This window comes from Ottowia thiooxydans, assembly GCF_040548795.1.
GTDB classification, from domain to species: domain Bacteria; phylum Pseudomonadota; class Gammaproteobacteria; order Burkholderiales; family Burkholderiaceae_C; genus Ottowia; species Ottowia thiooxydans_A.
Genome location: NZ_JBEPSH010000004.1, coordinates 542,013 through 568,576 on the forward strand (window position 1 = coordinate 542,013; position 26,564 = coordinate 568,576).

Genomic DNA, 26,564 nt, shown 5'->3' on the forward strand with positions numbered 1-26,564 from the left:
AGCTCGCCGATGCCTCACTCCCCTGAAGACAAAAAACGCGCCATTACTCGCCTGCGCCGCATTCGCGGCCAGGCCGAAGCATTGGAGCGCAGCATTGCTGAAGGCAGCGAATGCGGGCCTGTGTTGCAGCAGTTGGCTGCCATGCGCGGGGCCGTCAACGGTTTGATGGCCGACGTCCTGGAAGGCCATTTGAGAGAAACCTTTGGCCACGCCGATTGCGACTCTGCAAGCCTCCATGATCCAGAACACGCGCATATGCACCAAGCCATCGGCGAGGCTGCCGCGCTGGTGCGGAGGTATCTGACTTGAATCACCAGGCTGAATTCCCCCTGAGGCGCTTACGCGCCTTCCCCTACGCCGGGCGGCCGGCTAGGAGGCGCCTTTTGATCAACCAGGTTTGAGTAGCCCACAAGCGCGCACCACTTCGTTTAACCGCTTTTTTTTCGAATCAATCACCTAAGGAGAATCCCATGAAATCCCGCGCCGCAGTTGCATTTGAAGCTGGTAAACCACTGCAGATCGTCGAGATCGATGTCGCGCCGCCCAAGGCAGGTGAGGTGCTCATCAAGATCACCCACACGGGTGTGTGCCACACCGATGCCTTCACCTTGAGCGGTGATGATCCAGAAGGCATTTTTCCGGCCGTGCTGGGTCATGAGGGCGCAGGCATTGTGGTGGAATGCGGTGAAGGCGTGACCAGTGTCAAGCCGGGCGATCACGTGATTCCGCTCTACACTGCCGAATGCAGGGAATGCCTGTTCTGCAAGAGCGGCAAGACCAATCTCTGCGTTTCCGTGCGCGCCACTCAAGGCAAGGGCGTGATGCCCGATGGCACCACACGCTTTAGCTACAACGGCCAGCCCATCTACCACTATATGGGTTGCAGCACGTTCAGTGAATACACCGTGGTGGCTGAAGTGTCCCTGGCGAAGGTAAACCCCGAAGCCAACCCCGAGCAGGTGTGCCTGCTGGGCTGCGGCGTGACAACGGGCCTGGGCGCAGTCAAGAACACCGCCAAAGTGCAGCCAGGCGACAGCGTGGCCGTATTCGGCCTGGGCGGGATTGGTCTGGCGGTCATTCAAGGTGCCAAGCTGGCAGGCGCTGGCCGCATCTTCGCCATTGATACCAACCCCGGCAAGTTCGATCTGGCCAAGACCTTTGGTGCCACCGACTGCGTTAACCCCAAGGACCATGACAAGCCTATTCAGCAAGTCATCGTGGAGATGACCACCTGGGGCGTGGACCACAGCTTTGAGTGCATTGGCAACGTGAACGTGATGCGCGCCGCGCTCGAGTGCGCGCACCGCGGCTGGGGCCAGAGCGTGATCATTGGTGTGGCAGGTGCGGGCCAGGAAATCAGTACCCGGCCATTCCAGCTGGTCACCGGACGCCGCTGGCTGGGTACCGCATTTGGTGGCGTAAAAGGCCGCAGCGAACTCCCCGGCATGGTCGAAGATGCCATGGCTGGCAAGATCCAGCTGGAGCCCTTCGTGACGCACACCATGCCTCTGACCGGCATTAACGAAGCCTTCGATCTGATGCACGAAGGCAAGTCGATCCGTTCCGTCGTGCATTACGCTTGAGCGAAGAGGTCTTACATGCTTCGAATTGAAAACCACGCCAGTTTCGGCGGCCGCCAGGAGGTCTGGAAACACACCAGCACCAGTACAGGCACGGAGATGAAAATCGGCGTTTATCTGCCCCCTGCAGCCGTGGCGGGGCAGAAATGCCCTGTGCTGTATTGGCTTTCAGGCTTGACCTGTACCGAGCAGAATTTCATCACCAAGGGGGGTGCTCAGCAGTACGCGGCAGAGCATGGTTTGATTCTGGTGGCGCCAGACACCAGTCCGCGCGGAGAAGGGGTGGCCAATGACCCCGCTTATGACCTGGGGCAGGGGGCGGGCTTTTACCTCAATGCGACCCAGGCGCCGTGGGCCAGCCATTTCCGCATGGAGGATTACGTGGTGGATGAGCTGCCCAAGCTGATAGAGCAGCATTTCCCAGTGACCGATGCGCGCGGCATTTCCGGCCACAGCATGGGCGGGCATGGCGCCTTGACACTGGCGCTGCGCCATCCGGGCCGTTACCGCAGCGTATCGGCCTTCTCTCCCATCGTGGCACCGGCCAGCGTGCCCTGGGGACAGAAAGCCTTTGCTGCTTATCTGGGTGACGACCCAGTTGTGTGGCGCGAGCACGATGCAGTTCATTTGATCGCCAAGAGCCAGGAGCGCCTTCCAATGCTGGTAGATCAGGGCGGAGCCGATGAGTTTCTGGCAGATCAGCTCAAGCCGGAATTGCTGCGCACGGCTTGCGAAAAGGCCGGCTACTCACTGACATTGAACCTGCGGCCAGGCTACGACCACAGTTACTACTTCATCGCCAGCTTCATTGGTGAGCATATCGCGCACCATGCTCGCGCCTTGGCAGGTTGATACAAACGGCCTCAAGACCTCTCGTTTCGCGAGTTCCGCTGCCCCCGAAAGGGGGCTTTTTTTTGGGGGAGACGGTCAGGCAGTGAGTGCAGCGCCTGGGCGCTGTGTGGTGGAACTCGGTCTTCGATGACGGGCTGCGGGATTTAGTTCGTAACTCGCTAAGAAATTCGTTAAGGTTATTTGCAATAAAGCAAAAAAACAGTCAATTAATCAAAAACGTAAGTTCACTTTTTCCATTAAAAACCTGTGGCGCCATGTCGATGCTGTCAGTGATGCTTTTTTAAAAGGGGCGTTGCTGAGACTTTGATCTGGGGGAAAAAGCAAAAGTAAGTTTTTCTAGTTCAGTTTCGCAAGCGACAGCATTTCGCAAACGCTTGGCGACTGATCTTTTAGCTTCCGAGGAAGAGGATCTAATGACATTTACACGATCGGCTCGTCGAAGGACCCGCCTGAGCCAAACAACCTCTGCACTGGCTTTGGTGCTGGGCATCGGGTTTATCGGCATGGGCAGTGTGCAGGCCGCCAATCTGACCTGTGGCACACCGCTTCGCATCCACACCGCTAAAGATACCTGGTCTGCTGATGCACGCTATGCCAGTGCTCCCCAAGGGGCGGCTGTCCCGCTGAGAGACGATTACCAATGGACTGGCGGGGTTGGGGGATGGCTGGACAAAACCACGACCAATCACCTTCCCGAGGCCAGTGAGCTGTCAGGGTCCAACCTGACTGGGCCCATTCAGGGCGACTGGATTTCGTTCGGCGAGAGTCCGTCCGTTATCACCGATGGCGTTGTCGCCAATGGCGCTTTGGTGGCAGGACGGGTGTCCTTCACCTACAACGAAAAAATCACCATTGCCAACAACGTTAACCTGTCTTCCATCAAGATCCGGGGAACGGGTGGCTTTGACAATTACGCCCTGTTCCTGGTCAAGCCAGACAGCACGCCCGCCAGCGCCACCAACGCCACCAACTGGGTTCGCACCACTGCTGGCTCTGGCGCGGGCATGGAGAACGACGCAGCCCCAACCCTCATTTCGCTGGATGGCGACGCGACCGGGCTGGGTTTTTATTACGGCGACAACACGATTGGCTTCGCCATTCGGAACTTTGCCTCTGCAGACACAAGCCCCAGCAACGTCACGGGCGTGATCGCCGACTTCGAGATCACAGCCGACTGTCTGGGTGCCCCTGCACCGCAGCCCACCACGGCCTTGATGTGCCCTGCGGGTAACGTCGCAGGCGACACGGTCCGCATCGGCCCGTTCACCACCAACGCACGCGACTGGAAGTGGACCTGGCGTACCAACGCGGGCCAGCTGGAAAACGTTGAACAACCCTTGTTCGACAGCTACCGCTTTCGCGACTACTTTGACCCCACAGCGCTCACAGGCACAGACGCGACCACCGCTCGCTGGATCAGCCCGGGCACAACGGATCCTGCAAGTAGCGACATTCCGGGCGTGCCGTATCCCGCAGCCACTGGACAATCCAACGGTGGCGTGAACGGGTCGACGTTCGTGATGAACCAACCCATCAACGTGGGCAACAACGTTGATTTGGCCAGCATCAAGCTCGAGGGTCGGTTTGGATTTGACAACTATGGAAACTCCGTCTACGTGCTGCCCGCAGGCGGTACAGCCAGCTATGGTGGTCAGTACCTCCCCAATATTTACACGGCATATTCACCCGTGGTGGCTACACCCAACATCGCCGGTTTTGCACGTGGTCAAAACACCATTGGCTTTATGGTCGATGGTCTGGAAGCTAACAATAGCTGCAGCGGAGGTATGTGTGCGTTGGCAGCCATCGCCCAGTTCGACGTGATAGCCACTTGCACGGGCGTGGACCCCGTCGTCGTGACGCCACCCGTCGCCGCGACACCCACGGCTGTGCCGACGCTGGACGTCGCTGGTCTGGGCTTGCTGGGCTTGCTGAGCGCCGGCGTAGGTGCCCTGGCTCTGCGTCGTCGCAACCGCAGCGCACGCTGATAGCAACACTTGCGCCAGGCTTTCGCTTGGCGCAAGTGGCTCCTAGGGAGCCTCTGCAAAACCCCTCAACGATCGGTTTTGCAGAGGCTCCCTTTGTTTTTGCGTGCTCAGATTTCCGGCGTATTTTTGGCAAGCAAGTACACAACAAGCTCCGCCGTCCGAAAAAAGACGATGGTCGATGATCTCGCAGATGTCGTCATGGATCTTGCTGCGAAACAAGCGGGCTTTTGACGCCCGCCAGGATGGTCCCTCCGGCCCAGTGACCGTTCCTCTCATCGTCCCGGAATTGATCACCACGCGGCCAATCCTGTTGGATGCCTTGGACGCACGAGCGTCTTCACTTTTCTCATTCATGAAAAGTCTTTCGCATATGTGAAAGATGGCCCTGAGAGCATTGCTGACAGTCTGGGTCGACCGACATACTCGTTCTTCAAGGAGACACGACTATGTTCAAGAGTTTGATCGTCGAAAAGAACGGGCCGGTGTGGCGCGTCGTCCTGAACCGTCCGGAGGTGCGCAATGCGCATGACCTCGACATGTTCAAGGAACTGGTACAGGCATTTACCGAGGTCGAAGACGACCCGGATTGTCGCTGTGCCATCCTGACGGGTGCGGGCAGCATGTTCAGTGCTGGGCAGGACCTGAGCTTTACGCGCTCAGCAGATGCGCAGGCCATTGATGCCTATGGTCGCTGGAACACCATGGCGCGCCAGCGGATCCAGCGCAACTTCAAGCCGGTGATTGCGGCGGTCAATGGACCGGCCATCGGTGGTGGCTGCTATCTGGCTACGGCTTGCGATCTGGTCGTCGCGGTCGACACGGCCTTTTTCCAGATGCCAGAAATCCGTGCGGGCAATCACGCCGGCGGTGCCTTCCTGTTCACCGTAGGACGCGCTCGTTCGCTTGAGTTGACGCTACTGGGCCGCCGAATCAGCGCGCAGCAGGCTGAGCAATGGGGTTTGATTAACCGGGTAGTTGGCGCGCAGGAGTTGGATGCCGCTGTGGACGAGTACGCGCAGGCACTTGCGAAGCTGCCGCCGCTTGCGCTTCGCTACACCAAGACTGCTTGCAACCTGCTGCTGGACTCGGCGGGCTTCTCCGGGCATATGGAAGCAGGCGGGCCAATGCAGCGCTATCTCGGTTTGACGCCTGACGGTCGCGAAGCCAAGCGCGCATTCGTCGAGAAGCGCGAGCCCGCGTTCACTGGCGCCTATCCCAAGGTGGTCGAATGAGTACGCGCGCGCTGGAGGGTGTTCGCGTCCTCGATTTCACCCATGTGTTGTCCGGTCCGATCGCTACCTACCATCTCGCGCTGCAGGGCGCTGATGTGATCAAGGTCGAGTCCGCGACAGGCGACACCATGCGCCATTACTCCGGACACGCGCACGCGGATGCGGTCAGCCCTTCGTTTGCCTCGGTGAACGCGGGCAAACGCTCCGTCGTGCTCGATTTAAAGAAAGCGTCTGACATCGAGAGCGTGCGCCGGTTGGTGGCGCAGTCCGATGTCGTGGTCGAGAACTTCCGACCCGGAGTGATGGAGCGACTGGGCTTGGGCTACGAGGTGTGCCGGGCATTGCGACCCGATCTCGTGTATTGCTCGATTTCCGGGTTCGGGCAGAACGGCAGCTTGCGTGGCAATCCTGCCATCGATCAGATCATTCAGAGCATGTCGGGTCTCATGACTTTGTCCGGTGAGCCAGGCAGCCCGTCCATGCGCGTGGGTTTTCCCATCGTCGACACCTTCACCGGCGTGCTGGCTGCCCACGCGATCACTACCTCCTTGCTCCGCCGAGAGCGCACCGGGGAGGGCGAGTACCTGGACGTCGCCATGCTGGATGCAGCGATGAACATGATGATCTCAGTGGCCGGTCCGTGTCTTGCGGGCGGCGTTCGGCCGCGCAAACAGGGAAATCTGGGGTACAGCAATTCGCCGACCGCCGACACTTTTCCAACGGGCGATGGCGAGATCACGCTGGGTGTCGTGCGTCAGGAGCAATTCGCCCAGCTGGCAGCTGCGCTCGGGCGAGAAGACTTGATGACGGACCCGCGCTTCGCCGATCGTTTGGCTCGTCAACAGAACGCCGTAGCGTTGCGCGATGAAGTGATCGCGGCGCTTGCGCCGCGCAGCGCGCTGGAATGGGAAGCGCTCTTTGCTGACCGGGGCGTTGCAGCCAGCGCTGTCCGCGACTTGCCCACCGCGCTGGTGCATCCGCATCTGGATGGTCGTGCACTGAAGCTCGCCAGCGAGTTGCCGGATGGGACGCCGATCCAGGTGCTCGGCCCCGGCTACATCGCCATGCATAACGCCGTGCCCCCGCCGACCAGGCCGCCGCGCCTTGGAGAGCACACCGCCGAGGTTCTCGCACAACTGGGCGAGTCCGTTGGTCGCTGATCTGCAGCCGCCAGGCTGCCAACCAAAAAACTTGAAGGAGACAAACGTGCAAAGACGACAGCTCATTTATTCCACAGCGGCCTGGATGCTGCTGGCTACTACGGCGTCGCAGGCCCAAACCGGTGATTGGCCTTCGCGGCCGATCCGGATGGTGTCGCCATTCGCTGCAGGCAGCACCAGCGACACATCGGCCCGCTTCATCTCGCAGCACTTATCGACCGCATTGGGTCGGTCAGTCACGGTGGAGAATTTCCCCGGTGCCGACGGTCGTCTGGGCATGATGCAGGCCAAGAATGCGCCAGCGGATGGCTACACCATGGTCTTGGGCAGCTGGACCAACCTGGCAGTGAACGCAGTGTTGATCAAGGACATGCCGTACGATCCGCTCAAGGATTTCAAACCCGTGGCGGGTATTGGCCGCAGCATGCTGGGTATCGCTGTATCCGGGCAATCCAGCATCAAGACCTGGCAGGAATTGGTGGCAGCGGCGAAGAAGGATCCGGGCAAGCTCAACTATGGCAACTTCGCCACTGGCTACCGACTGGCGACCGAATGGTTCTCCAATCTGGCGGGCATCAAGTTCACGTATGTGCCTTACCGGACAACGGGCCAGATGAACACCGATCTTGCCGGCCAGCAGATCGATGTGGCGATGGACGGCGTGACCTCCATGTCATCGCTGGTCAAGTCAGGACAGCTGCGGCTGCTGGCCGTGACAGGTGAACAACGCCACCCGGATTTCCCGAACGTGCCTGCGCTGAAGGAGTTCTATCCCGAATATGTGGTCTATGGCTGGTCGGCAATCATGGTCAGAACAGATGTGCCGGATGCGATCGCGGACCGGGTTGCGAGCGAGGTGCAGAAGATCATGTCTTCGCCCGAGGGCAAAGACTTTGCGCGTCGCGCTGGGTCTGATCTCCTTTTGCGCAGCACAGCAAGCATGCGTGAATTTCAGCTCAACCAGATCAATACTTTCAAGCGCGTCGCTGACGCGGCGGGGATGAAACCCGAATGAAGCACACCGATATAACCAAGGGAGAGGATCAATGAAGCTAGGGACATTTCTACGTGGTGGCCGACAGGTGCCAGTCCTCTTTGTCAATGGTGCGGCGCACGACCTTCAAGAGGCACTCGCCGGGGCACCGTTTCTTGAACGCGAAGGATTGGCGCGGCACGGCTTTTCGTTGCTGGACCTGATCGCCGCCGGTGACACCGCGTTGGACGCGCTGAGAACCGTGGCCATGGATGCAGAGTTGCTGGCGCGCTCACGTATTGCCGATGGTGAGGGCCAACCGTTGGCTCCGATGACACGCCCGCCGAAAAATGTCTTTTGTCTTGGGCGCAACTACGCGGAACACATCCGCGAGGACAACGTGTCACGAGATCAGAAGACCGAACTGCCGAAGTACCCACAGTTCTTTACCAAGCCGCATACGGCCATCGTTGGGGACGGTGCCGACATTCGCTATGACGAACGTGTGACCCGGCGGCTCGACTATGAGGTGGAATTGGCGGTTGTGATCGGTCGGGGCGGGCGCGATATCCAGGCGGGAGATGCGCTGGGGCACGTATTCGGCTACACCATCGTCAATGACGTGACTGCGCGCGATCTACAGCGCCGTCATGATCAATGGTTCAAAGGCAAAGGCCTGGACACCAGCTGTCCCATGGGGCCGTGGATCGTCACGGCGGACGAGATCCTTGACCCTCACGCGCTTCGTATCGAACTTTCGGTCAATGGTGAAGTGCGGCAGGATGCCAGCACAGGTGACATGATTTTCCGGATTCCGGAGACCATCGAATCGCTATCGGCGGGTCTCACCCTCGAACCGGGAGACGTGATCGCCACCGGCACCCCATCGGGTGTGGGCTATGCCATGGAGCCGCGCCAGTTCCTGGCCGATGGGGACGTGGTCGAATGCCGTGTCGAGGGGGTGGGGGTGTTGCGTAACACTGTTCGAGCCGTGTCCTGATTCATGGGCCGCAGGCCCTTGCGCGCCGTCAGCGCTGCGGGGCCGAAAACGTCTGTGGCAGTTGCTCCATGTGCTCGCGATGGACTTGCACCACCTGGGCCAGCGCTGCCCGGTACCGTTCGCGATGGGCACGCAGCGCAGGAATCCGGGCGGCAAGGCCCAGCACCATAGGCGGTTGGTGCCTTGGTGCGGCCAGCAGCATGGCGATGGTGCCCGACCCAGGGGTTGCGATCCCTTCGCTATAGGCGTATCCGCGTTCCCGGCACTCATCGAGCTTGGTGACCAATTCGTTGAAGCGAACCGGTGGGCGCGACGAGTCTTCGGCATTGATGCGCGTTACCAGCGCGCGGAGTTCCGCGCGAGGCTTGAGCGCCAGAATCACCTGGCCCATTGCAGATCTCAACAGTGGGCGGGTGGCGCCCGCCAGGACATCCGTCATGCCAGCCACCGCTCCGCCCTTCACCACATGGATGTACTGGACCTGGAAGCCACTTTGTATGCCCAGTGTGACGGTGCATTCGGTTTCGTCGCGCAATTTGTACATGAGCCGCACCACCGTGCCATCGGCCAGCAGCGCATCGTTTACCCACAGTCCCAGCAATGCCGCACGAACCGTTGGCACATAGGTCCGATCTTCGCGCGAGTAGTCGAGGTAGCCCAGGTCGCGCAGCGTGTTCAGCAGGGCGAAGGTGCTCGACGGTGGGAAGTCGAGGCCGGCGGCGACCTGCGACAAGGTGGCGGGGGCGCGCCGCTGTGCAAAGTACTCGAAGACTTCAACGACACGTTGAGCTGATTTGACGGGGCCGGGCATTGGCAAATGGATTAGCAGGGAGAGGCGAAAAGCAAGGCTTCAACCGCGAGATAGAGATGGTACTCCCCTGGCTTCTGCAGGCATTCTCCTGATTGGCAGTGCCCTGGGAGCTGATGCCCTCATGGGCTATGCGCTGAGGTTGAACCCTGCGCCGGGCTATGACAACCAGTCCTGCATTGGCAGTTTGGGACAGGCGAGCACATTACCCTCTGTGCGCGATTTGCCAAGGGGATAAAAAACGCCCGGTCCAGAGGGCCGGGCGTCAGACTTGTCATGAAGACAAGTTTTAGTTTGCGAAGACTGTAGAGAACACTATCAAGGTCGCTGAGTAGGCGGCGGATTAGGCGTGGTGCCTGGACCTTGGCCGGGGCGCATGGATGGCGCCGTACGGGGTTGGCTTGCTGGTGGCATGGCGGGTGTCAAGTCCGCGGGCAGGCCGTTGCTGTTCACACTGCCCGGTGCTGGGCGTGCCGGGTTGACACCAAGGCCAGTGCCAGAACCCTGAGGGGCCAAGCCGCCACCCTGTGGGGTGCCTGCGCTTGCGGGTGGTGGCGTTTGTGAATTGCCGGTGGTGCCGGTTTGCGCTAAAGCAGGCAAATTCCAGGCAAGTGCTGTGGTCATTAACAAGACTGCGGGAAGATGCCGCATGCGTCGGTTGGTCATCAGGGAGAACCCTTTCAGGTGTTGAACACGATGCCAGTCTGCCACCTGAGCCGGTTACATGGTGGTCTGAAACGTTGAAGTTGTAATGATGAGTGCTGCCTAGCCGCAAGCGGCACGGGGTGTATGTATTGTGAAAACGCTCTGCACGAAGCAAGCGCCTTGTGCCGGGGGCGCTCAGGCGCGCACACTGCTGGGCCCATATTAACTTTTGGTTAAACAGCGACGAATTTATTTCGCTTTTGCTTTCAAGCCGAAGTTCCTAGACTTCGCTCGTTCTTATAAAGCTCCAGGGAATCCGATGTCTGTTTACCGCGCCGCGAATGTGCGTTTGAGTGAAGCCGTGCGCCCAGAGTTGGCCGATGTGTGTCTGCCCGGCCCTGATGAATCTGTACTGGGAGAGTACGCACGCATGCGGCCTCAACTGGGCGCCTTTCATGCGTTCGATAAAGCCCATATCGTGATGCTCGCCGAAGAGGCGCTTCTGCCACGAGAAGACGCGGCGGCGATGTTGCGCGTGTTGCGCACTTTGGAGAGCCAGAGCGGCGGAGCCATGGCGGCACGGGCGGCCACAGCAGAACATATGCATTCCGGTGAGGCACTGCTGACCCAGGCGCTGGGTGGAGAGATCGCCGGAAAAATGCACCTGGGACGCAGCTCTGGCGATCTGCTGACGGTGTCCTTTCGCTATACCTTGCGCGAAAAGCTGCTGCGCATCGCCGGGCAATTGAATGCGTTGCGCCGCGTGGTGCATGACTTGGCTGCCCAGCATGTGAACACCGTGATACCCGGAAGCACCCATCTGCAGCATGCTCAGCCTGATACCTTCGGCCACTACCTGCTGGCATGGGCAAGTGCATTCGATCGTGATGCGGAGCGCCTTCGCCAATACTATGTTCGCCTGAACCTGAGCCCGGCAGGTGCTGCCATCTTGAACGGTTCGGAGTTCGCTCTGAACCGGGAACGGGTGGGCGGCTTGCTCGGCTTCGATGGACTGGCGCTCAACACGCGGGATGCCGTCTGGGGGCGCGATATCGAAATCGAAGCCCATACGCTCACCATGCTGCTGGCCGGCAATTTCAACCGCCTGGCGGAAGACCTGATGCTGTGGTCTTCGCCGGAGTTCGGCTTGGTTGAATGCGCTGACGGTTTCTGCGGTACGAGCAGCATCATGCCGCAGAAGAAGAACCCCAATGCGCTCGAATGCCTCAAGGGCATGGTCGCTGTGTGCACGGGCCATCTGGTGAGTACGGTGATGGTGCACAAGAACCCATCGACTGTTCCGGTGTTCGAATGGGTCCGCTCCATGTCGGATGCCTGGCGTGGTTACGACGAGATGGCGTCCGCGCTCCCCCTCATGACCGCCGTGCTGAAGACCCTGAACGTGCGGAAAGAGCGCATGCGCGAGCGCGCAGGCGCTTTCTGGGCCACGGCCACCGATCTGGCGGCAGCCATCGTTCGGCATGCCGATGTGCCGTGGCGGGCGGCCCATCAGATCACCGGGATCACGGTGCGACTCGCCCTTGATGCGGGCTTGTCGCCCTCACAGATCAACACGGCGCTGGTGGATCAGGCGGCACGCGCGCATTTCGGGCGCGACATCCAGTTGCCAGCAGACGTTCTGGCTTCTGCCATGGACCCCGCGGCATCTGTCGGGCGGCACAAGTTGCCGGGTGGGCCGGCGCCCGAGCGGGTTCGAGAAGCCTTGGTCATGCACGAGACAGCGCTCGCCGAAGACGAGCGCTGGCTGGCTGCCACGCTGATGCGCCAGCAGCAGGCACAGGCGGCGCTGGAGCGGGGCATTGATGCGCTCCTTGCTTTCTAGTCCAGTGCATTGCACCCCCCATAACTGATTCAATGACATCAAGGAGACATTTCCATGTTTAACGTTTCTCGTCGCCACATGTTGCGCGCCTCTGCCTATGCCCCGCTCCTGGGTACCGGTGTGTTGGGCTGGGCGGGTGCCGCGCAGGCTGCTGCCTGGCCCGAACGGCCCATTCGCATGCTGGTGGGCTACAACACCGGGGGCGCCACGGACGGCGTGGCGCGTCCCATCGAGGCCAAACTGCAGGCCACATTGGGCCAGCCCCTCCTATTCGAATACAAACCGGGCGCCGGTGCCACTGTGGCCGCTGCGCTCGCGTCTAAGGCAGCGCCAGACGGCTACACCCTGCACATTACCGACAGCGGGCCCATGACCATCCTGCCGAATGGCAAGGCGGTCGGCTATGACCCTCTGACAGCCTTCACCTCGTTGGGCATGGTGTGCGAAGGCTGTTCGGTCATCGCCGTTCACCCCTCGCTGCCGGTGGAGAATCTCGCAGACCTGGTGAAGATGGCTCGCGCCAAGCCGGGGACGCTGTCATTCGGTACGTCTGGCATGGGGGGCTCTGCGCATCTGGCTGGTGAGCTGTTCCAGGTCATGACGGGTACCGAGCTGGTGCACGTGCCTTACCGCGGTGGTGCGCCGGCGGCGACGGATCTGGTCGGCGGGCAGATCCCCATGTTGTTCGCTTCTACCGGCACCGCCCTGCCATTCATCGAGCAAGGACGCATGCGTGCGCTGGCCGTGACCTCGCCCAAGCGCTCAAGCTCGCTGCCCAATGTCCCCACGGTAGCCGAGCAGGGCTATCCAGGCTACGACGCCACCGTTTGGTTCTCCATGGTGGGGCCGGCTCGCTTGCCACCGGCCATCATCAGCAGGTTTCATGGGGCATTGCAAGGCGCTTTAAGCGATGCCAAGGTGCAGCAGGCCTTGCGCCGCCAAGGCTACGAACCCCTGCTGGGAGGCTTGGATATCCAGGATCGCCGGGTGAAGGAAGATCTGGCGAAATGGGGCCATCTGATTCGGGAGAAGAAAATCCGTTTCGAGTAAGACTTAAAGCTCTGTTCGTTCTAACGCCAGTCGGCAAAAGTGCAGGGCTGCCGGCCGCAGGGGCAGGGCGTCATTCCAGATGATGCCCACCGCATCCCGCACGGGTGGCACGGCCATGGGCAAGAGGGCACCTATGGGCGGCGCAAGATGCTGTCTGGCTACTCTGCCAGGCACGATGGTCACATAGTGGCCCAGCGTGAACAGCGGGCCCACCATGGTCATGTCGCTGGTCTCCACATATTCCCGCGGAAGGCCCAGACGCCGGGTGTGAAGAATTTGCTCCAGATGATCGCGCATCAAGGTGCCGGAAGCGGGCAGACACCAGCGTTGGCACACCAGTTCGCGCCAGGTTGTTCGGGCCTGGTTTGCAAAGGGGTGGTCATGGCTGGCTACCAGCACCACATCGTCACTCAGAATAGGCGCCGTGCGCAGGCCGGACTGGACGATATCGGCACTCAGGCGTGCGAATAGCAGCTGTATGTGCCCTTTTTTCAATTGGTCTTGCAGATGCTCGGCACTGCCGTCTACGAGCCTGATCCGCACCAAGGGGTGCAACTGCGCAAACGCGGCGATCGTGGCCGCCAGGAAGGGGTGCAGAGAGACCGCCTTGGTACCAATCACCAACTCCCCACGGTAGCCCCCGTGCAGGCCGTCCACGGCATCAGAGAGGTTGTCGAGTTCGGTGTTGATCGCGCGGGCGCTGGCCAGGATGGTCTCGCCAAGAGGCGTGAGACGCAGCCAGCCCCGGCCGCGCTCGAATACGGGTCCCTGAAAGACTTCTTCCAATTCTGCCGCCGCCTTGGATACCGCGGCTGCAGAGACATGCAGGCGCTCGGCGGCCTGCGACAGGTTTTGCACGTTGCTCAGCGTTTCCACCAGTCTCAAATGGCGAATCTTGACTCCGCGCATTTGCATCAACGCTTCACCTGAAAACTGCTTGGCTTCTCTGGCACGCGCACCATGCGAATAGCGTCGAATGGGCAACGCACCGCGCAGAGCGCACACCCCGTGCATGCTGCGGGGTCATCCAGGGTGGAAGACTTGCGCCAGCCCGTGACGTGCAGAGACAGCACGCGGGGCTCACACACGGCCACGCACCATCCGCAGCCGGTGCATCGATCTGCATCAACGGAGGGCAGGGCGCGGCGGACGCGAGGCATGGTGCAGTTCAAAATGTCCCGTCATGAGCCACTGGCTGGTTTCATCTGCCGCACGCGCAAGACGCTGAAGATGGCCGCCACCGCAGCCGCGACTGCGCTCAGCGACAGCGCGATGACCGGGCCCTGTGTACCGTCGTGCGGAGGCCACATGCTGAATATGAAGGCCGCCAATACAGCGCCCACGGTCTGGCCGGTCAGGCGGGCGGTGCCCAGCATGCCGCTGGCGGCACCGCTGCGATGACGCGGCGCGGAAGTGACTATGGTGTGGTTGTTGGGCGATTGGAACAGGCCAAACCCCATGCCGCAAAGGGCCATGCGCCAGGCAATGTCCGTATCCGAAGGCGATGACGGCAAGCCCGCCAGCAGTGCCAATCCGCTGGCCATGAAGAGCATGCCTACGCCGCCCAGCAGACCATCGGGAATACGGCCTATCAATCGGCCTGCTATGGGTGCCGTGACCACAATCGCAAGAGGCCAGGCGGAGATCAGAAGGCCCGACTTCAGATGCGTGAAACCATAGCTTTCGAGCAGCATGAATGGCAGCGCCACATAGGACAGCATCTGCGCACAAAAGGCGCAGACCGATCCGCACATGGACAAGCCGAAGATCGGCAGCCGCAGCAGATCGACCGGGAAAAGCGGTGCCACCAGGTTTCTCTGCCGCCATACATACAGCACGCCCACCGCGACACCGGCAGCCAGCATGGCCAACCCATCGAGCGGGATTTTTCCGCCCCCACCGCCGGCCACACCCAGGCGATCCACGCCGATGAACACCAGCGAGAACATCAGTATGTTCAACACCACATCCAGCGGGGCAATGCGTGAGCCCGCCGCGGCGGCTGCCGAGTTGGGCGGAAGCACGCGCAAGCCGAGCGTGATGATCAACGCCCCGAGCGGCAGGTTCAGGGCCAGCAACCAGGGCCATGAGGCCACCGAAAGAATGGCTGCGGACAGCGAGGGGCCGGCCACAGAAGCCGTGGCGACCACCATGGAGTTGAGTGCGACCCCGCGCCCCAACTGTGCGGAAGGGTAGATCATGCGCACCAGCGCCGTATTCACGCTCATCACGCCGGCGGCTCCCACGCCTTGCAATGCGCGCGCCGCAATCAGCACACCCAGGTTGGGTGCGCACATGGCCAGCGCGGAAGCCAGCGTAAACAAGGCCATGCCACTGAGGTACACACGCCGATAACCGAGCAGATCGCCCAGATTGGCAAACGGCAGCAACAAGGCCAGGGCGGCGATCTGGTAGGCGTTGACCACCCAGATGGAGTGCGCTGCCGTGGAGTTGAGATCTCGCGCAATATCGGGCAGCGCAAGGTTCATGATGCTGGTGTCCAGCACGGAGATCATCAGCCCCAGCATCATCACCAGGACGGCGTGTCGGCGCTGCGGTTGAGGCAGCCCGTCCTGCTTGCAAGGCGGGCTGGCCTGAGTGCCCCCTGACATCAGGAAGTGGCAGCCAGCGTGGGATAGTCGGTATAGCCGTGCGCGCCGCCGCCATACATCGTCGCCTTGTCCACCTCGGCATACGGGCCGCCGCGGCGCAGGCGTTCGGCCAGGTCCGGGTTGCTGATGAAAGACTTGCCGAAGGCCACCAGATCGGCCTTGCCGCTGTCCAGGGCCTCATTGGCCAAGGTAGCGTCATAGCCGTTATTGACCATCCAGGCGCCTCGCCCGCCGGCCTCTCGGTAAGCTGATTGAAGGGCAGCGTAGTCGAAGGGGCGGCCATCAACCTCACGCGGGCCTCCGGTGGCACCCTCGATGACGTGAATGTAGGCCAGGCCCAAGGGGGCCAGCTGGCGGATCAGGTAATCGAAAAGCGGCTGCGGATCTTCATCGACAATGTCGTTGGCAGGCGTCACGGGGGAGAGTCGGATGCCTACACGGCCGTGGCCTACTGCGTCCGCTACCGCGCGGGTAACCTCCAGCATCAGACGGGCGCGGTTTTCAATGCCGCCGCCGTAGTCGTCCTGGCGGTGGTTGGCGCCCGTTTTGAGAAACTGGTCAAGCAGGTAGCCATTGGCTCCGTGGATTTCCACGCCATCGAAGCCACAGGATTGAACCGCGTTGCGCGCCGCAGCAGCAAACTCGTGCACGATGGTGGGGATCTCCTGCCGATGCAACGCGCGGGGCTCGCTGGTGGGCGCAAAACTGCCCTTGCCCTGCTCGTCGATCAGATAGGTCTTGGTATGCGCACGAATGGCAGAAGGTGCCACAGGGGGTTCATTGTTGGGCTGCAGGGCGGTGTGCGACACGCGGCCCACGTGCCACAGCTGGCACACGATCTTCCCGCCGGCGTCGTGCACGCTCTGTGTGACCCTCTTCCAGCCATCCAGTTGATCAGAGCCGTACAGGCCAGGCACATCGGCGTAGCCTTGGGCGGTGGCGGTGATGGCGGTCGCTTCAGTAATGATCAGGCCGGCACCCGTGACCGGATCTGCACGCTGCGTGTAGTACTCGGCCATGGTGGGTGTGGGAATCGCATCCGGCGCGCGGTTGCGCGTGAGAGGCGCCATGACAATGCGGTTGGCCACTTCAATGGCACCAACTTGAGTAGGTGTGAACAGCTTGGATTTCATGCCGGGGTCGCTCGAGATGGAGAATGGCGAAAAAGGAGTTCTGCATTTTGCGCCACCTTGGCGTTTGCTGCTGGACAATGGAGACAACATGGCCACCACCGCTCTGCCTTTGCGCAGGCTTCTTCTGATTGCAATAGCGTTGTCTTTTGGCGCCGCCGTGTCCCTGGGCGTCGCGCGTTTTGCGTATGGGCTTCTTCTGCCGGTGATGCGGGACGACCTGGGGTGGAGCTACACCTTGGCCGGCGCCATGAACACAGCCAACGCAGCGGGCTATCTGATTGGAGCGCTGTTGACCCCTGTGCTGATCCGGCGCTTTGGCTCATCGTTTGTGCTTCTGTCTGGCGCGCTGCTGACCAGCGGTTTCATGGCCGCCTCGGGGTTTTTCACGGACGCCTGGCCGCTGTTGCTGCAACGCTTGTTGGCTGGCGTGGCCAGCGCATTCATGTTTGTGTCGGGTGGGTTGATGGCTGCTCGTCTGGGGGCGCAGGCGCCCCAGCATTCAGGCCTGCTGCTGGGCGTGGTGTACGGCGGTACGGGCTGGGGCATTGTGGTGTCGGCACTGGGGGTTCCTGCAGTGCTGAAGGCTGCCCAGGGGGTGCCGCATGGTTGGGCATGGGCATGGTGGGGACTGGCGCTGGCTTGTCTGATCGGCACGGCCATTCTGGTTTGGCCTGCCCGGGTACTGCGCAGCGCGCCCCCACCCGTTGATGTTCCGGAAAAGCAAGGTTCAGCCCAAGCCCCCTCTTCATTGCCCTGGAAATCGATGATGCCTATTCTGAGTGGCTACACGCTGTTTGGGGTGGGCTACATCGGGTACATGACCTTTGTGATCGCCTTGCTCCGGGAGCGCGGTGTTGACGAAGGCGCCATCACCGTTTTCTACGCCCTCCTGGGGTTGGCGGTCGTGGCCTCGGGGCGCATCTGGGCAGGCTTGCTTGACAGGTCAAAAGGCGGAGGCGCTCAGGCCCTGCTCAACGGCCTGTTAGGGGTGGCGACCATCTTGCCAGCACTCACCAGCGCATGGCCGGTGGTTCTGGCGTCTGGTTTGTTATTCGGCGGGGTGTTCCTGTCTGTCGTAGCGTCCACCACGGCTTTCGTACGCCACAACCTGCCTGCGCCGCAGTGGCCTGCAGGGATCAGCGCTTTCACGATCTTGTTTGCTTTCGGTCAGATCGTAGGACCCACCGTCGTCGGCTGGGTCTCGGACGGAGCAGGGGGACTGTCAAGAGGTCTGCTGTATTCAGCGCTTGTCTTGTGGGTTGGCGCTCTGCTGGCCTGGAGACAGGTGCCCCTGGGAAAGAGGTAGCTCCGCCGTCTGACGCACGGGCTACCTAGGTTCCTAGATCAAGCCTTCGGCCTTCATGGCGGCCTGCACTGCTGGCCGTGCTGCCACACGTTCGCGGAATGCAACCAGGTTCTTCAGTGCCGACAGATCGATGTTCAAGGGCTTGGCCCAGTTGGTCACAGTGAAGAGGTAACCATCGGCCACAGTGAAGGTGTCACCCGTCAGATAGGCCTTGTTGGCCAGCAGGCCGTCGACGTGCTGCAGCCGCTCCAGTACCTTGGTCTTGGCTGCCTGCTTGGTGTCGTCGGAAGAGGCGGGGTTGAACATGGGACTGAAGTTCTTGTGGACTTCCGTGCCGATGAAATTCAGCAAGCTTTGCAACTTATAGCGCGCGACCGTGCCATTGGCTGGAGCCAGATTTTTCTCTGGTGCCTGGTCTGCGATGTACTGAACAATGGCAGGGCCTTCGCTGAATCCGGTACCGTCGTCGAGCACCAGGTAAGGCACGTAGCCCAGTGGGTTGACTTTGCGGTAGTCGCTGCCATCGGGCAGTATCTTGGTCTTGGTGGGAGCGGAAATGGCCTCGTACTTCAGGCCGGCTTCTTCCAGCGCGATGTGAGGAGAGAGCGAGCAAGCGCCAGCAGAGTAATAAAGCTTCATGGTGTTCCCTGGTTTTGAGGTTTTGATTTCAATGTCCAGATCCCGGAGGCTGTCGGCCTCTCAGGCTCCAGGCATGGACGGTAGAAGGCACCGGTCCGAGGCAGGCGATCAACAAGCCGCGGGTGGGGTTGTCCTATCGCGCTTCGCAGCGAGCGTCCTTCTGCCGCCCACGCACAGATAGGCTGCGGTCCACAGGGTATCAAACACTGGGCAACCTTGCAGGGGCCTGGCTTCGCGCACGGACTTCCACTGGTTGTCTGGGTATTCGGTATCCCCCTGGGACCGCCGAGCTCCTGCTCGGCATTTTTTGTCCCAGGCGCGATCCGAATGCCCACGACAGCGAAGCTTTGAAGATCAGGCCGTGAGTTTCATCCCCAGCCGCCGTGCGAGTTTATGCAGGTTGCTTGCATCCATACCCAGACCCTTCGCTGCGCGTGCCCAGTTTCCGTCATGGCGTTCAAGCGCAGTCCGTATGCATGCCCGCTCACAGGCTTCCACGGCTTCGCGCAGGGGCAATTGCCGCTCATTGGGCTTGGACGGTTTGGCTTCTTCTGCTGAGGACAGCGGCGCTGCGTCGTCGAGGTCAAGCAGATCGGCTTCCAGCGTCACGATGTCGCTCCGCTTGGCGCCCCGGCTCAAAGCCTTCAGGGCGGCGCGGCTAATGACATGTTCCAGCTCGCGGACATTGCCAGGCCAGCGGTAGCGGCGCAGCGCCTCTTCTGCGCCGGTGGAAAGGCGCAGACTGCGAAGACCCAGGCGTGCTCGATTCAATTCCAAAAAACGCCCGGCAAGGAGCAGTACATCATTGCCGCGATCGCGCAGGGGTGGAATAGGGATAGGGTAGACCGACAAGCGATGGTACAGGTCGGCTCGGAAGTTTCCTTCGGCCACCTGTTCGCGCAGATTGCGGTTCGTGGCCGCAATCACGCGAACATCCACCTTGCGTGGACGATCCGTCCCCAGGCGCTGGATTTCCCCGTTTTGCAGGACACGCAGCAGCTTCGCTTGAATGGCTAATGGCAGTTCCCCGACTTCGTCCAGAAGCAGCGTGCCCCCCTCAGCGGCCTCAAAGCGGCCAGGTCTATCACTTACGGCGCCGGAGAATGCCCCGCGCACATGCCCGAACAACTCGCTTTCCGCCAGAGACTCAGGCAATGCCGCGCAATTCACGTGCACCAATGCACGGGCCCCCCGCCGCGAAAGCCTGTGCAACCGGTGGGCGAACATCTCCTTGCCCACACCCGTCTCGCCCAGCAGCAGCACTGGCAGCTCACTATCTGCCACCACTTGCAGCTCATTGAGCAGGCGCGACATGGCCTCGCTATGGCCCAGGATCTCCCCTTCTTCCCCCTTGGGCGAACGCTCAGCTGCAACAGCGCCAGAGTGGTGCGACGCTCGTAGCGCAGACTCCAGCCGCGATACACGCACTGCAGCTTCTATCAGCGGCAGCAGCTGTGCCAACTCCCGCTGTGCGGCGACGTCAAACGTGCCTATAGTGAGCGCGTCCAGAGTCAGCACGCCAAAACGCTGGCCTTCCAGGTCCAGTCCCACGCCCATGCAATCATGGACATGAAGCGGCTGGCCGGTGCGCTCAATGAGCAGTCCGTCATAAGGGTCCGACAGCCCACTGTCATGGTGGAAACAGGTCACCTCTCGGCGCTGGAGGATGGCAGCCAGGCGCGGATGCTCCTTGATGACAAATCGCCGGCCCAAGGCTTCATTGACCAGACCGTCCACCGCAATGGGCCGTAACAGCTCACCATGGCCGTCCAGTTGCAGCAGGGCCACTGCGCCGCAGCGAAAGTGCAGGCGCAGCGTTTCAACCAGACGTTGCTGGCGGACCGCCATGGGCAATTCGCTGGCCAGATCTGCCAGCAGAAGGGCGTGAATCGTGCGTATGGTGATATTTACCCTTAAATGGTGAATCTAACCCTTATTTTATAGGGTATTTTTTACCCTTAAATTTATAAGTAATTGAAATGTAGTGAGTTTTTTCTGGTCCGGTGTTTGCTTTGATCACTTCATAGTTCAATCAACAGTGCAGAAGGAGCCACACCATGAGTTACCTGGATCAATCATTGGGTCAATTGGCCCGTCGCATTCCAGGCGCGACACGTCTGTTTGATCAGCATCGCCTGGATTTTTGCTGCGCAGGCAATCGCACCTTGCGCAGGGCCGCACAAGAGGCCGGCCTGGACAGCGAGCCCATCGTCCATGAATTGCACGTACTTCAACTACGCATTGGCGAACAGGCCGACCGCGACTGGAGCCAGGCCACGGACTTGGAGTTGGTGGATCACATTCTCACCCGTTACCACGCCGTGCATCGTGAGCAGCTGCCGGAACTTGTACGCCTGGCGCGCCGAGTCGAGCATGTACATGGTGATCGGCCGAACTGCCCGCTTGGTCTGGCCGATCATCTGGAGGCCATGGCACTGGAGCTGGAAAGCCATATGCGCAAGGAAGAACTGGTGCTGTTTCCCATGATTTCGCAAGGGCAGGGCGTTCGGGCTGACATGCCCATAAGCGTCATGCGCATGGAGCATGAAAGCCACGGGGAGGAGTTGCGTAAGCTCGCCGAACTGACCAATGACATCACCACGCCGCGTGATGCCTGCAATACCTGGCGCGCACTGTACCTGGGGCTTCGCACTTTCCGTGAAGACCTGATGGCGCACATCCATACCGAAAACAACATCCTGTTCGAGCGCTTTGCGCCCGCGCAGATTCACTAGGAGTTCAACGTGGGTCCATACAAGAAACACTGGTTCACACTGATCGCGCTATGCATCGTGATGTTCTCTGTGCTGGGTTACTTTGGAGCGGACATCTACCGCTCGGCACCGCCTATTCCCGCGCAGGTGTCGAGCAGCGACGGAAAGGTCCTGTTCGGGCGGGAGGACATTCTCGACGGCCAGACGGCTTGGCAGTCGGTAGGGGGTATGCAATTAGGATCCATCTGGGGTCACGGGGCCTATCAGGCACCCGATTGGACTGCGGACTGGCTGCACCGCGAACTCATAGCCTGGCTTGACCTGGGTGCCCAGGAACGCCACGGCAAGCCCTATGCGCACCTGACTGAAGGGCAGCAGGGCGCTTTGCGCGCCGAACTCAAAGCCGAATACCGCAGGAACGCGGTGGACCAGAGTGAAAATTTGGTTGTGAGCGAGCGGCGCGCCCAAGCCATGGCGCAAACTGCCGTCTATTACGAGCAGCTTTTCTCCGACGCCCCTGCGTTCCAGAAAAGCCGAGAGAGCTTTGCAATGAAAGAGAACACGCTGCCCAGTGCCCAGCGGCGCGAGCAGCTTACGCACTTTTTCTTCTGGACTGCTTGGGCAGCTGCCACCGAAAGGCCCAACAGCCAGGTCACCTATACCAACAACTGGCCACACGAGCCGCTTATCGGCAACACCCCTAGCAGTGAAAATGTGGTGTGGTCTATCGTCAGCGTGGTGGTGCTGTTGTCCGGCGTGGGCTTTCTGATCTGGGGCTGGTCATTCTTGCGCAAGCACGACGAATCCTTACCCGATGCCCCTAGGCAAGACCCTCTGACCACCTTTGCACTCACACCTTCTCAGCGGGGACTGGGCAAATACCTGTTCCTGGTGGTGGCGCTGTTTGTGTTTCAAGTGTTCATCGGCGGTTTCACGGCGCACTACACCATTGAAGGGCAGAAGTTCTACGGCGTCGACGTCTCGCAGTGGTTCCCCTATGCGCTGACCCGCACCTGGCATATCCAAAGCGCCTTGTTCTGGATCGCAACGGGCTTTTTGGCTGTCGGCTTGTTCCTGGCGCCTGTCATCAACGGGGGAAAGGACCCCAAGTTTCAGCGGCTTGGTGTAGACGTGCTTTTCTGGGCGTTGGTTTTCGTCTGCGTGGGCTCCTTCGTGGGCAACTATCTGGCGATTGCACACAAGATCCCGACCGAGTGGAGTTTTTGGCTGGGCCACCAGGGTTATGAGTATGTGGATCTGGGCCGGCTCTGGCAAATCCTTAAATGGGTAGGTATCTTGCTTTGGCTGGTCCTGATGCTGCGCGGCGTGTTGCCCGCACTTTTCGCACGCAACAAGGAAGACAAGAACCTCTTGGCACTGCTCACCGCTTCAGTGGGTGCAATCGGTCTTTTCTATGGCGCGGGCCTGTTCTACGGTGAACGTACCCATCTCTCCATCATGGAGTACTGGCGCTGGTGGGTGGTGCACCTGTGGGTGGAAGGCTTCTTCGAAGTGTTCGCCACCACAGCGCTGGCTTTTGTGTTCAGCAGTATGGGACTGGTCTCGCGCAGCATGGCGACCTCGGCCAGCCTGGCCTCGGCATCGCTGTTTTTGCTCGGCGGCATTCCAGGCACGTTCCACCACCTGTACTTTGCGGGCACCACCACACCGGTGATGGCTGTTGGCGCCGCGTTCAGCGCGCTTGAAGTCGTGCCGCTGATCGTGTTGGGCCACGAGGCTTGGGAGAATTCGCGTCTCCAAAGCCGTGCTCCGTGGATGGCCAAGCTCAAATGGCCTCTGGCCTGCTTCGTGGCTGTGGCCTTCTGGAACATGTTGGGTGCTGGCGTATTCGGATTCATGATCAATCCGCCGATCGCGCTCTATTACATCCAGGGTCTCAACACGACGCCGGTTCACGCACATGCCGCGCTGTTCGGGGTCTATGGCTTCCTGGCTCTGGGCTTTACGCTGATGGTGTTGCGTTATGTGCGTCCAAATATGGTGTTCAGCGATGGCTTGATGAGAATAGCTTTCTGGGGCCTCAACGGCGGCCTGTTCTTGATGATCGCCACCAGCCTGCTGCCTATCGGCGTGATTCAGTTCCATGCCAGCGTTTCGGAAGGTCTGTGGTACGCCCGCAGCGAAGAGTTCATGCAACAACCTTTGTTGCAGACCTTGCGCTGGATCCGCACCTTTGGCGACGTTGTCTTCATCGTTGGCGCCGTGGCCATGGCCTGGCAGGTCGTATTGGGACTTGCGGGGAAAGGGAGCGTTGGCCATTCACAGCAACTGGCTCCGGGTATCGGCCGCTAAGAAGGCTCTGGAGGATCAACGGCCGGTTCATTCCGGCCTGGCTTCTGTCCCTCTTGTCTCAAAGGCAAGGGGGTTTTCTTTGGCTGGTCTTGCCTGGCTCGCCTACGGCTGCGTCACCTCAACTGGCAGTGGCTCTCTCCAGGCTTTCCAAGAAGTGCATGGCGTGAACCCCATCATCGTCCTTGTCGCCACACATTTCGAGGGAGGGCTGCAACCCTCCGCATACCGCCGGGCGCTCGGGCTGTCCGAAAATCCGGCACCCGAAGTTCTCATCCAGTTGTATGCATGGCACGCCTGCTGGTTTGCCATGTGGCATGCCTGGAATAGCTGAGCTGATGGAAGGTGCGATGCAGCACGCCCCGCATCGTGGTCTGCAAGAAATAGTGGCAGTTATCATTTCAAAATTCCGCTGCCTCGCGGTCGCATGAAGCCTGGGCGTGGCCTGAGATCATAGTCTTCGTATTTGTGCTTCTGTTGTTGAATTACGGTCGGAGGCCGGGGAGTGCGCCCGGCAGCGCAGCCACCTTCTTTCGGCCGGCGCTCCGGTGGTCCGCCCCCGGATGGCCGGCCCCTCGCCCTGCGCTGCTCAGCACGTCCAGAGGGGTGGGACACTCACTCGGGCCATTGCTTCGCTCGGCCCTACACGTATCAGTCGCAAGCGACGTTTGAAAACACCCTCTCCCGCAGGAGTGAGAGGGTCCCCATCAAAAGGCCGCGGAGCAGGCCATTCGTGAGTAGTCGCGGAGCGGGCTTTGCCCGGCCGCTGACTGCGTCCCCCTGGGGGGGAAGGCGCGTAAGCGCCTCAGGGGGGGTCAGGGATACAGTCCGCGGAGCTCACGAGCATGGAGAATGCGCGTGCAGGCGACGATGAACGTGGCCGTGCGCAAGCTCACCTTGTGCTGCTGCGCCGTCTGCCAGACGGTGGCAAACGCATCTTTCATGATCTTCACCAGGCGCTGGTTGATTTCATCTTCGCTCCAGAAGAAGCTGGAGAAATCCTGCACCCATTCGAAGTAGCTCACCGTTACACCCCCGGCATTGGCGATCACATCTGGTACGACCAGGATGCCTTTGTCGCCCAGGATATCGTCAGCCTCTGGCGTGGTGGGGCCGTTGGCGCCTTCAATGACCATCTTGGCCTTGACCTTGCCGGCGTTGGCCTTCGTCAATTGACCTTCCAAAGCCGCAGGAATCAGGATATCGCACTTGTAGCCCCACAGCTCGCCCAGCGGCAAAGCTTCACCGCCCTTGAACCCGGCTACGCCACCTGTCTTGGCCACATGCTCCAGCAGTTTCGGAACGTTCAGGCCTTTGTCGTTGCAGATGCCACCTGTGTGGTCTTCCACCGCCACTACCAGTGAGCCTGCTTCGGCAAACAGTTTGCCTGCTATGCCGCCCACGTTGCCGAAGCCCTGCACCGCGACACGCGCACCTTCTATGCCCAGGCCGATCTGTCCTGCGGCCTCTACCGCGACTGTGAATACGCCACGCCCTGTCGCCTCACGTCGGCCCAGCGAGCCACCCATATCGATAGGCTTGCCGGTGACCACGCCCGTGGCGGTGGCGCCCGTGTTCATGGAATAGGTATCCATCATCCAGGCCATCACCTTTTCGTTGGTGTTGACGTCTGGGGCAGGAATGTCCTTATTGGGGCCGATGATGATCCCGATCTCCGAGGTGTAGCGCCTGGTCATGCGCTCCAACTCGCCTTGCGACAGATTCCGGGGGTCGACCCGAATGCCACCCTTGGCGCCACCATAAGGAACGTTGACAGCGGCGTTCTTGACCGACATCCATGCCGCCAGTGCCATCACCTCAGAGAGAGTCACGTCCTGGTGAAAACGCACGCCGCCCTTGCCGGGGCCGCGGCTGACGTTGTGCTGCACGCGGTAGCCCTCAAAGTGGGCGATGGTGCCGTTGTCCATTTCAATCGGCACGTCGACGATCAGGGCGCGCTTGGGGCGTTTGAGCGTTTCCACCCAGCGAGCCAGGTGGCCAAGGTAGGGCGTCACCCGGTCGACCTGCTGGAGATATACACCCCAGGGGCCTAGGTGCTGGTGATCCAGGTAAGAGGGCAGCGCGTGAGTTTGCGCTTTAGGCGCCGCAGGGGTCTTTGCGGCGGGTTTTTTGATGGCCATCAGGCTTCTCCTCATGATTGAGACCCTGAGCTTACCTGCGTAGACGAACTCTAGGGTAAGCACTGAGGATGCTAGGGCGTGTTAACACTAAATTCACCCCCGCGTGCGGCACTGGCTAGCCGCAATCAAGGCGCAAACCGCAACCGGGTTGGACACCCGGCGAGGTTTGCACGCTCTTCATCCAGATACCGATAAATGCTTTTGAGGTCGGCGATTTTCTGTTTGATTTCTGCCATTTTCTTTTCAATGAGCTTGGCGCCATCAGCACAATCGATCATCTTGTTCCGCTGCGCATTCAGAATCTGGCCTATTTCCCCAAGCGAGAAACCCATGCTTTGCGCGCGCTGGATAAAGTTCAGATCCTGCAGAGTCTGCGCCGTGTAAACGCGATAGTTGTTAGTTCGTCGCATCGGCGAGATCAGGCCAATTTGCTCGTAGTAACGCAAAGTATGGCGGCTGGCGCCGCTGCGGGTCTCAAGTTCTCCGATTCTCATGAAAATACCGCTTGACTATAGAGTTAGGTCGACACTCTACATTTGATTCCTCACCTTATCAAGGAACAGGAGAATGAGCGTGGA

The 26,564-nt window shown here is 60.5% G+C and carries 24 protein-coding genes; 13 read left to right on the forward strand and 11 right to left on the reverse strand.

The features are described from left to right. The first annotated feature begins 9 nt into the window (after window positions 1–9). The 8 genes from ABIE13_RS12000 (at window position 10) to ABIE13_RS12035 (ending at window position 8,785) form a co-directional block, all read left to right on the forward strand. Window positions 10–309 (forward strand): metal-sensing transcriptional repressor, encoded by a 300-nt coding sequence (locus ABIE13_RS12000; RefSeq protein WP_354443642.1) that lies wholly within the window; start codon window positions 10–12, stop codon window positions 307–309. Between the two features lie 161 nt (window positions 310–470). Continuing rightward, window positions 471–1,583: an S-(hydroxymethyl)glutathione dehydrogenase/class III alcohol dehydrogenase gene (locus tag ABIE13_RS12005; RefSeq protein WP_354443644.1), complete on the forward strand. Its 1,113-nt coding sequence runs from the start codon at window positions 471–473 to the stop codon at window positions 1,581–1,583. 15 nt (window positions 1,584–1,598) lie between these two features. After that, window positions 1,599–2,432 (forward strand): S-formylglutathione hydrolase, encoded by an 834-nt coding sequence (fghA, locus tag ABIE13_RS12010; protein ID WP_354443646.1) that lies wholly within the window; start codon window positions 1,599–1,601, stop codon window positions 2,430–2,432. Between the two features lie 1,787 nt (window positions 2,433–4,219). Beyond that, window positions 4,220–4,420 (forward strand): IPTL-CTERM sorting domain-containing protein, encoded by a 201-nt coding sequence (locus ABIE13_RS27525; protein WP_436278405.1) that lies wholly within the window; start codon window positions 4,220–4,222, stop codon window positions 4,418–4,420. Window positions 4,421–4,866: 446 nt separating this feature from the next. Beyond that, entirely contained in the window at window positions 4,867–5,652 is a 786-nt protein-coding gene (locus ABIE13_RS12020; protein ID WP_354443650.1) for an enoyl-CoA hydratase/isomerase family protein, read from the forward strand. Next, a complete protein-coding gene (locus tag ABIE13_RS12025) occupies window positions 5,649–6,812 on the forward strand; it encodes a CaiB/BaiF CoA transferase family protein (protein WP_354443652.1) in 1,164 nt (387 codons plus the stop codon). Before ABIE13_RS12020 ends, ABIE13_RS12025 begins: the two co-directional genes overlap by 4 nt. A gap of 46 nt (window positions 6,813–6,858) precedes the next feature. Then, a complete protein-coding gene (locus ABIE13_RS12030) occupies window positions 6,859–7,827 on the forward strand; it encodes a Bug family tripartite tricarboxylate transporter substrate binding protein (protein WP_354443654.1) in 969 nt (322 codons plus the stop codon). A gap of 31 nt (window positions 7,828–7,858) precedes the next feature. Further along, a complete protein-coding gene (locus tag ABIE13_RS12035) occupies window positions 7,859–8,785 on the forward strand; it encodes a fumarylacetoacetate hydrolase family protein (RefSeq protein ID WP_354443656.1) in 927 nt (308 codons plus the stop codon). A gap of 28 nt (window positions 8,786–8,813) precedes the next feature. Here ABIE13_RS12035 and ABIE13_RS12040 read toward each other — a convergent pair whose 3' ends face one another. Both ABIE13_RS12040 and ABIE13_RS12045 read right to left on the reverse strand, forming a co-directional pair. After that, window positions 8,814–9,596: an IclR family transcriptional regulator gene (locus ABIE13_RS12040; protein WP_354443658.1), complete on the reverse strand. Its 783-nt coding sequence runs from the start codon at window positions 9,594–9,596 to the stop codon at window positions 8,814–8,816. 315 nt (window positions 9,597–9,911) lie between these two features. Beyond that, a complete protein-coding gene (locus ABIE13_RS12045) occupies window positions 9,912–10,217 on the reverse strand; it encodes a hypothetical protein (RefSeq protein WP_354443660.1) in 306 nt (101 codons plus the stop codon). A 340-nt stretch (window positions 10,218–10,557) separates the two neighbouring features. Here ABIE13_RS12045 and argH point away from each other — a divergent pair, with 340 nt between their 5' ends. Together argH and ABIE13_RS12055 are read left to right on the forward strand one after the other, a co-directional pair. Further along, window positions 10,558–12,081 (forward strand): argininosuccinate lyase, encoded by a 1,524-nt coding sequence (argH, locus tag ABIE13_RS12050; RefSeq protein ID WP_354443662.1) that lies wholly within the window; start codon window positions 10,558–10,560, stop codon window positions 12,079–12,081. Window positions 12,082–12,135: 54 nt separating this feature from the next. After that, window positions 12,136–13,131 (forward strand): tripartite tricarboxylate transporter substrate binding protein, encoded by a 996-nt coding sequence (locus ABIE13_RS12055; protein ID WP_354443664.1) that lies wholly within the window; start codon window positions 12,136–12,138, stop codon window positions 13,129–13,131. A 3-nt stretch (window positions 13,132–13,134) separates the two neighbouring features. Here ABIE13_RS12055 and ABIE13_RS12060 read toward each other — a convergent pair whose 3' ends face one another. The 4 genes from ABIE13_RS12060 to ABIE13_RS12075 are packed head-to-tail and all read right to left on the reverse strand — an operon-like array spanning window position 13,135 to window position 16,876. Further along, window positions 13,135–14,046 carry a LysR substrate-binding domain-containing protein gene (locus ABIE13_RS12060; protein WP_354443666.1) on the reverse strand — a complete coding sequence of 304 codons (912 nt, stop codon included), beginning with the start codon at window positions 14,044–14,046 and terminating at the stop codon, window positions 13,135–13,137. Further along, a complete protein-coding gene (locus tag ABIE13_RS12065) occupies window positions 14,046–14,291 on the reverse strand; it encodes an ATP-binding protein (protein ID WP_354443668.1) in 246 nt (81 codons plus the stop codon). The genes ABIE13_RS12060 and ABIE13_RS12065 overlap by 1 nt, the downstream gene beginning before the upstream one ends. A 21-nt stretch (window positions 14,292–14,312) precedes the next feature. After that, on the reverse strand, window positions 14,313–15,743 hold the full coding sequence (locus ABIE13_RS12070) for an MFS transporter (protein ID WP_354443670.1): 1,431 nt from the start codon (window positions 15,741–15,743) through the stop codon (window positions 14,313–14,315). Then, window positions 15,743–16,876: an alkene reductase gene (locus tag ABIE13_RS12075; protein ID WP_354443672.1), complete on the reverse strand. Its 1,134-nt coding sequence runs from the start codon at window positions 16,874–16,876 to the stop codon at window positions 15,743–15,745. The genes ABIE13_RS12070 and ABIE13_RS12075 overlap by 1 nt, the downstream gene beginning before the upstream one ends. Before the next feature lie 88 nt (window positions 16,877–16,964). On the opposite strand from ABIE13_RS12075, the gene ABIE13_RS12080 reads away from it, so the two are divergent. Further along, window positions 16,965–18,182, forward strand: coding sequence for a YbfB/YjiJ family MFS transporter (locus tag ABIE13_RS12080; protein WP_354443710.1), 1,218 nt, complete (start codon window positions 16,965–16,967; stop codon window positions 18,180–18,182). Between the two features lie 33 nt (window positions 18,183–18,215). On the opposite strand, the gene gstA is transcribed toward ABIE13_RS12080, so the two are convergent. Together gstA and norR are read right to left on the reverse strand one after the other, a co-directional pair. Further along, window positions 18,216–18,821, reverse strand: a complete 606-nt coding sequence (gene gstA / locus ABIE13_RS12085; protein ID WP_354443674.1) for a glutathione transferase GstA — start codon at window positions 18,819–18,821, stop codon at window positions 18,216–18,218. A 354-nt stretch (window positions 18,822–19,175) separates the two neighbouring features. After that, entirely contained in the window at window positions 19,176–20,720 is a 1,545-nt protein-coding gene (gene norR, locus ABIE13_RS12090) for a nitric oxide reductase transcriptional regulator NorR (protein ID WP_436278406.1), read from the reverse strand. A 158-nt stretch (window positions 20,721–20,878) separates the two neighbouring features. Between norR and ytfE the strand changes: the two genes are divergently transcribed. Next, a complete protein-coding gene (gene ytfE, locus ABIE13_RS12095; RefSeq protein WP_354443676.1) occupies window positions 20,879–21,556 on the forward strand; it encodes an iron-sulfur cluster repair protein YtfE in 678 nt (225 codons plus the stop codon). A gap of 9 nt (window positions 21,557–21,565) precedes the next feature. Continuing rightward, window positions 21,566–23,848 (forward strand): nitric-oxide reductase large subunit, encoded by a 2,283-nt coding sequence (locus tag ABIE13_RS12100; RefSeq protein WP_354443678.1) that lies wholly within the window; start codon window positions 21,566–21,568, stop codon window positions 23,846–23,848. Between the two features lie 118 nt (window positions 23,849–23,966). On the opposite strand, the gene ABIE13_RS12105 is transcribed toward ABIE13_RS12100, so the two are convergent. The 3 genes from ABIE13_RS12105 to ABIE13_RS12115 all read right to left on the reverse strand — a co-directional run bounded on the left by ABIE13_RS12105 (window position 23,967) and on the right by ABIE13_RS12115 (window position 26,480). Beyond that, on the reverse strand, window positions 23,967–24,230 hold the full coding sequence (locus tag ABIE13_RS12105; protein ID WP_354443714.1) for a YkgJ family cysteine cluster protein: 264 nt from the start codon (window positions 24,228–24,230) through the stop codon (window positions 23,967–23,969). A gap of 430 nt (window positions 24,231–24,660) precedes the next feature. Further along, a complete protein-coding gene (locus ABIE13_RS12110; protein ID WP_354443680.1) occupies window positions 24,661–25,986 on the reverse strand; it encodes a Glu/Leu/Phe/Val family dehydrogenase in 1,326 nt (441 codons plus the stop codon). Between the two features lie 125 nt (window positions 25,987–26,111). Next, window positions 26,112–26,480 (reverse strand): MerR family transcriptional regulator, encoded by a 369-nt coding sequence (locus ABIE13_RS12115; protein ID WP_354443682.1) that lies wholly within the window; start codon window positions 26,478–26,480, stop codon window positions 26,112–26,114. Between the last annotated feature and the right edge of the window lie 84 nt (window positions 26,481–26,564).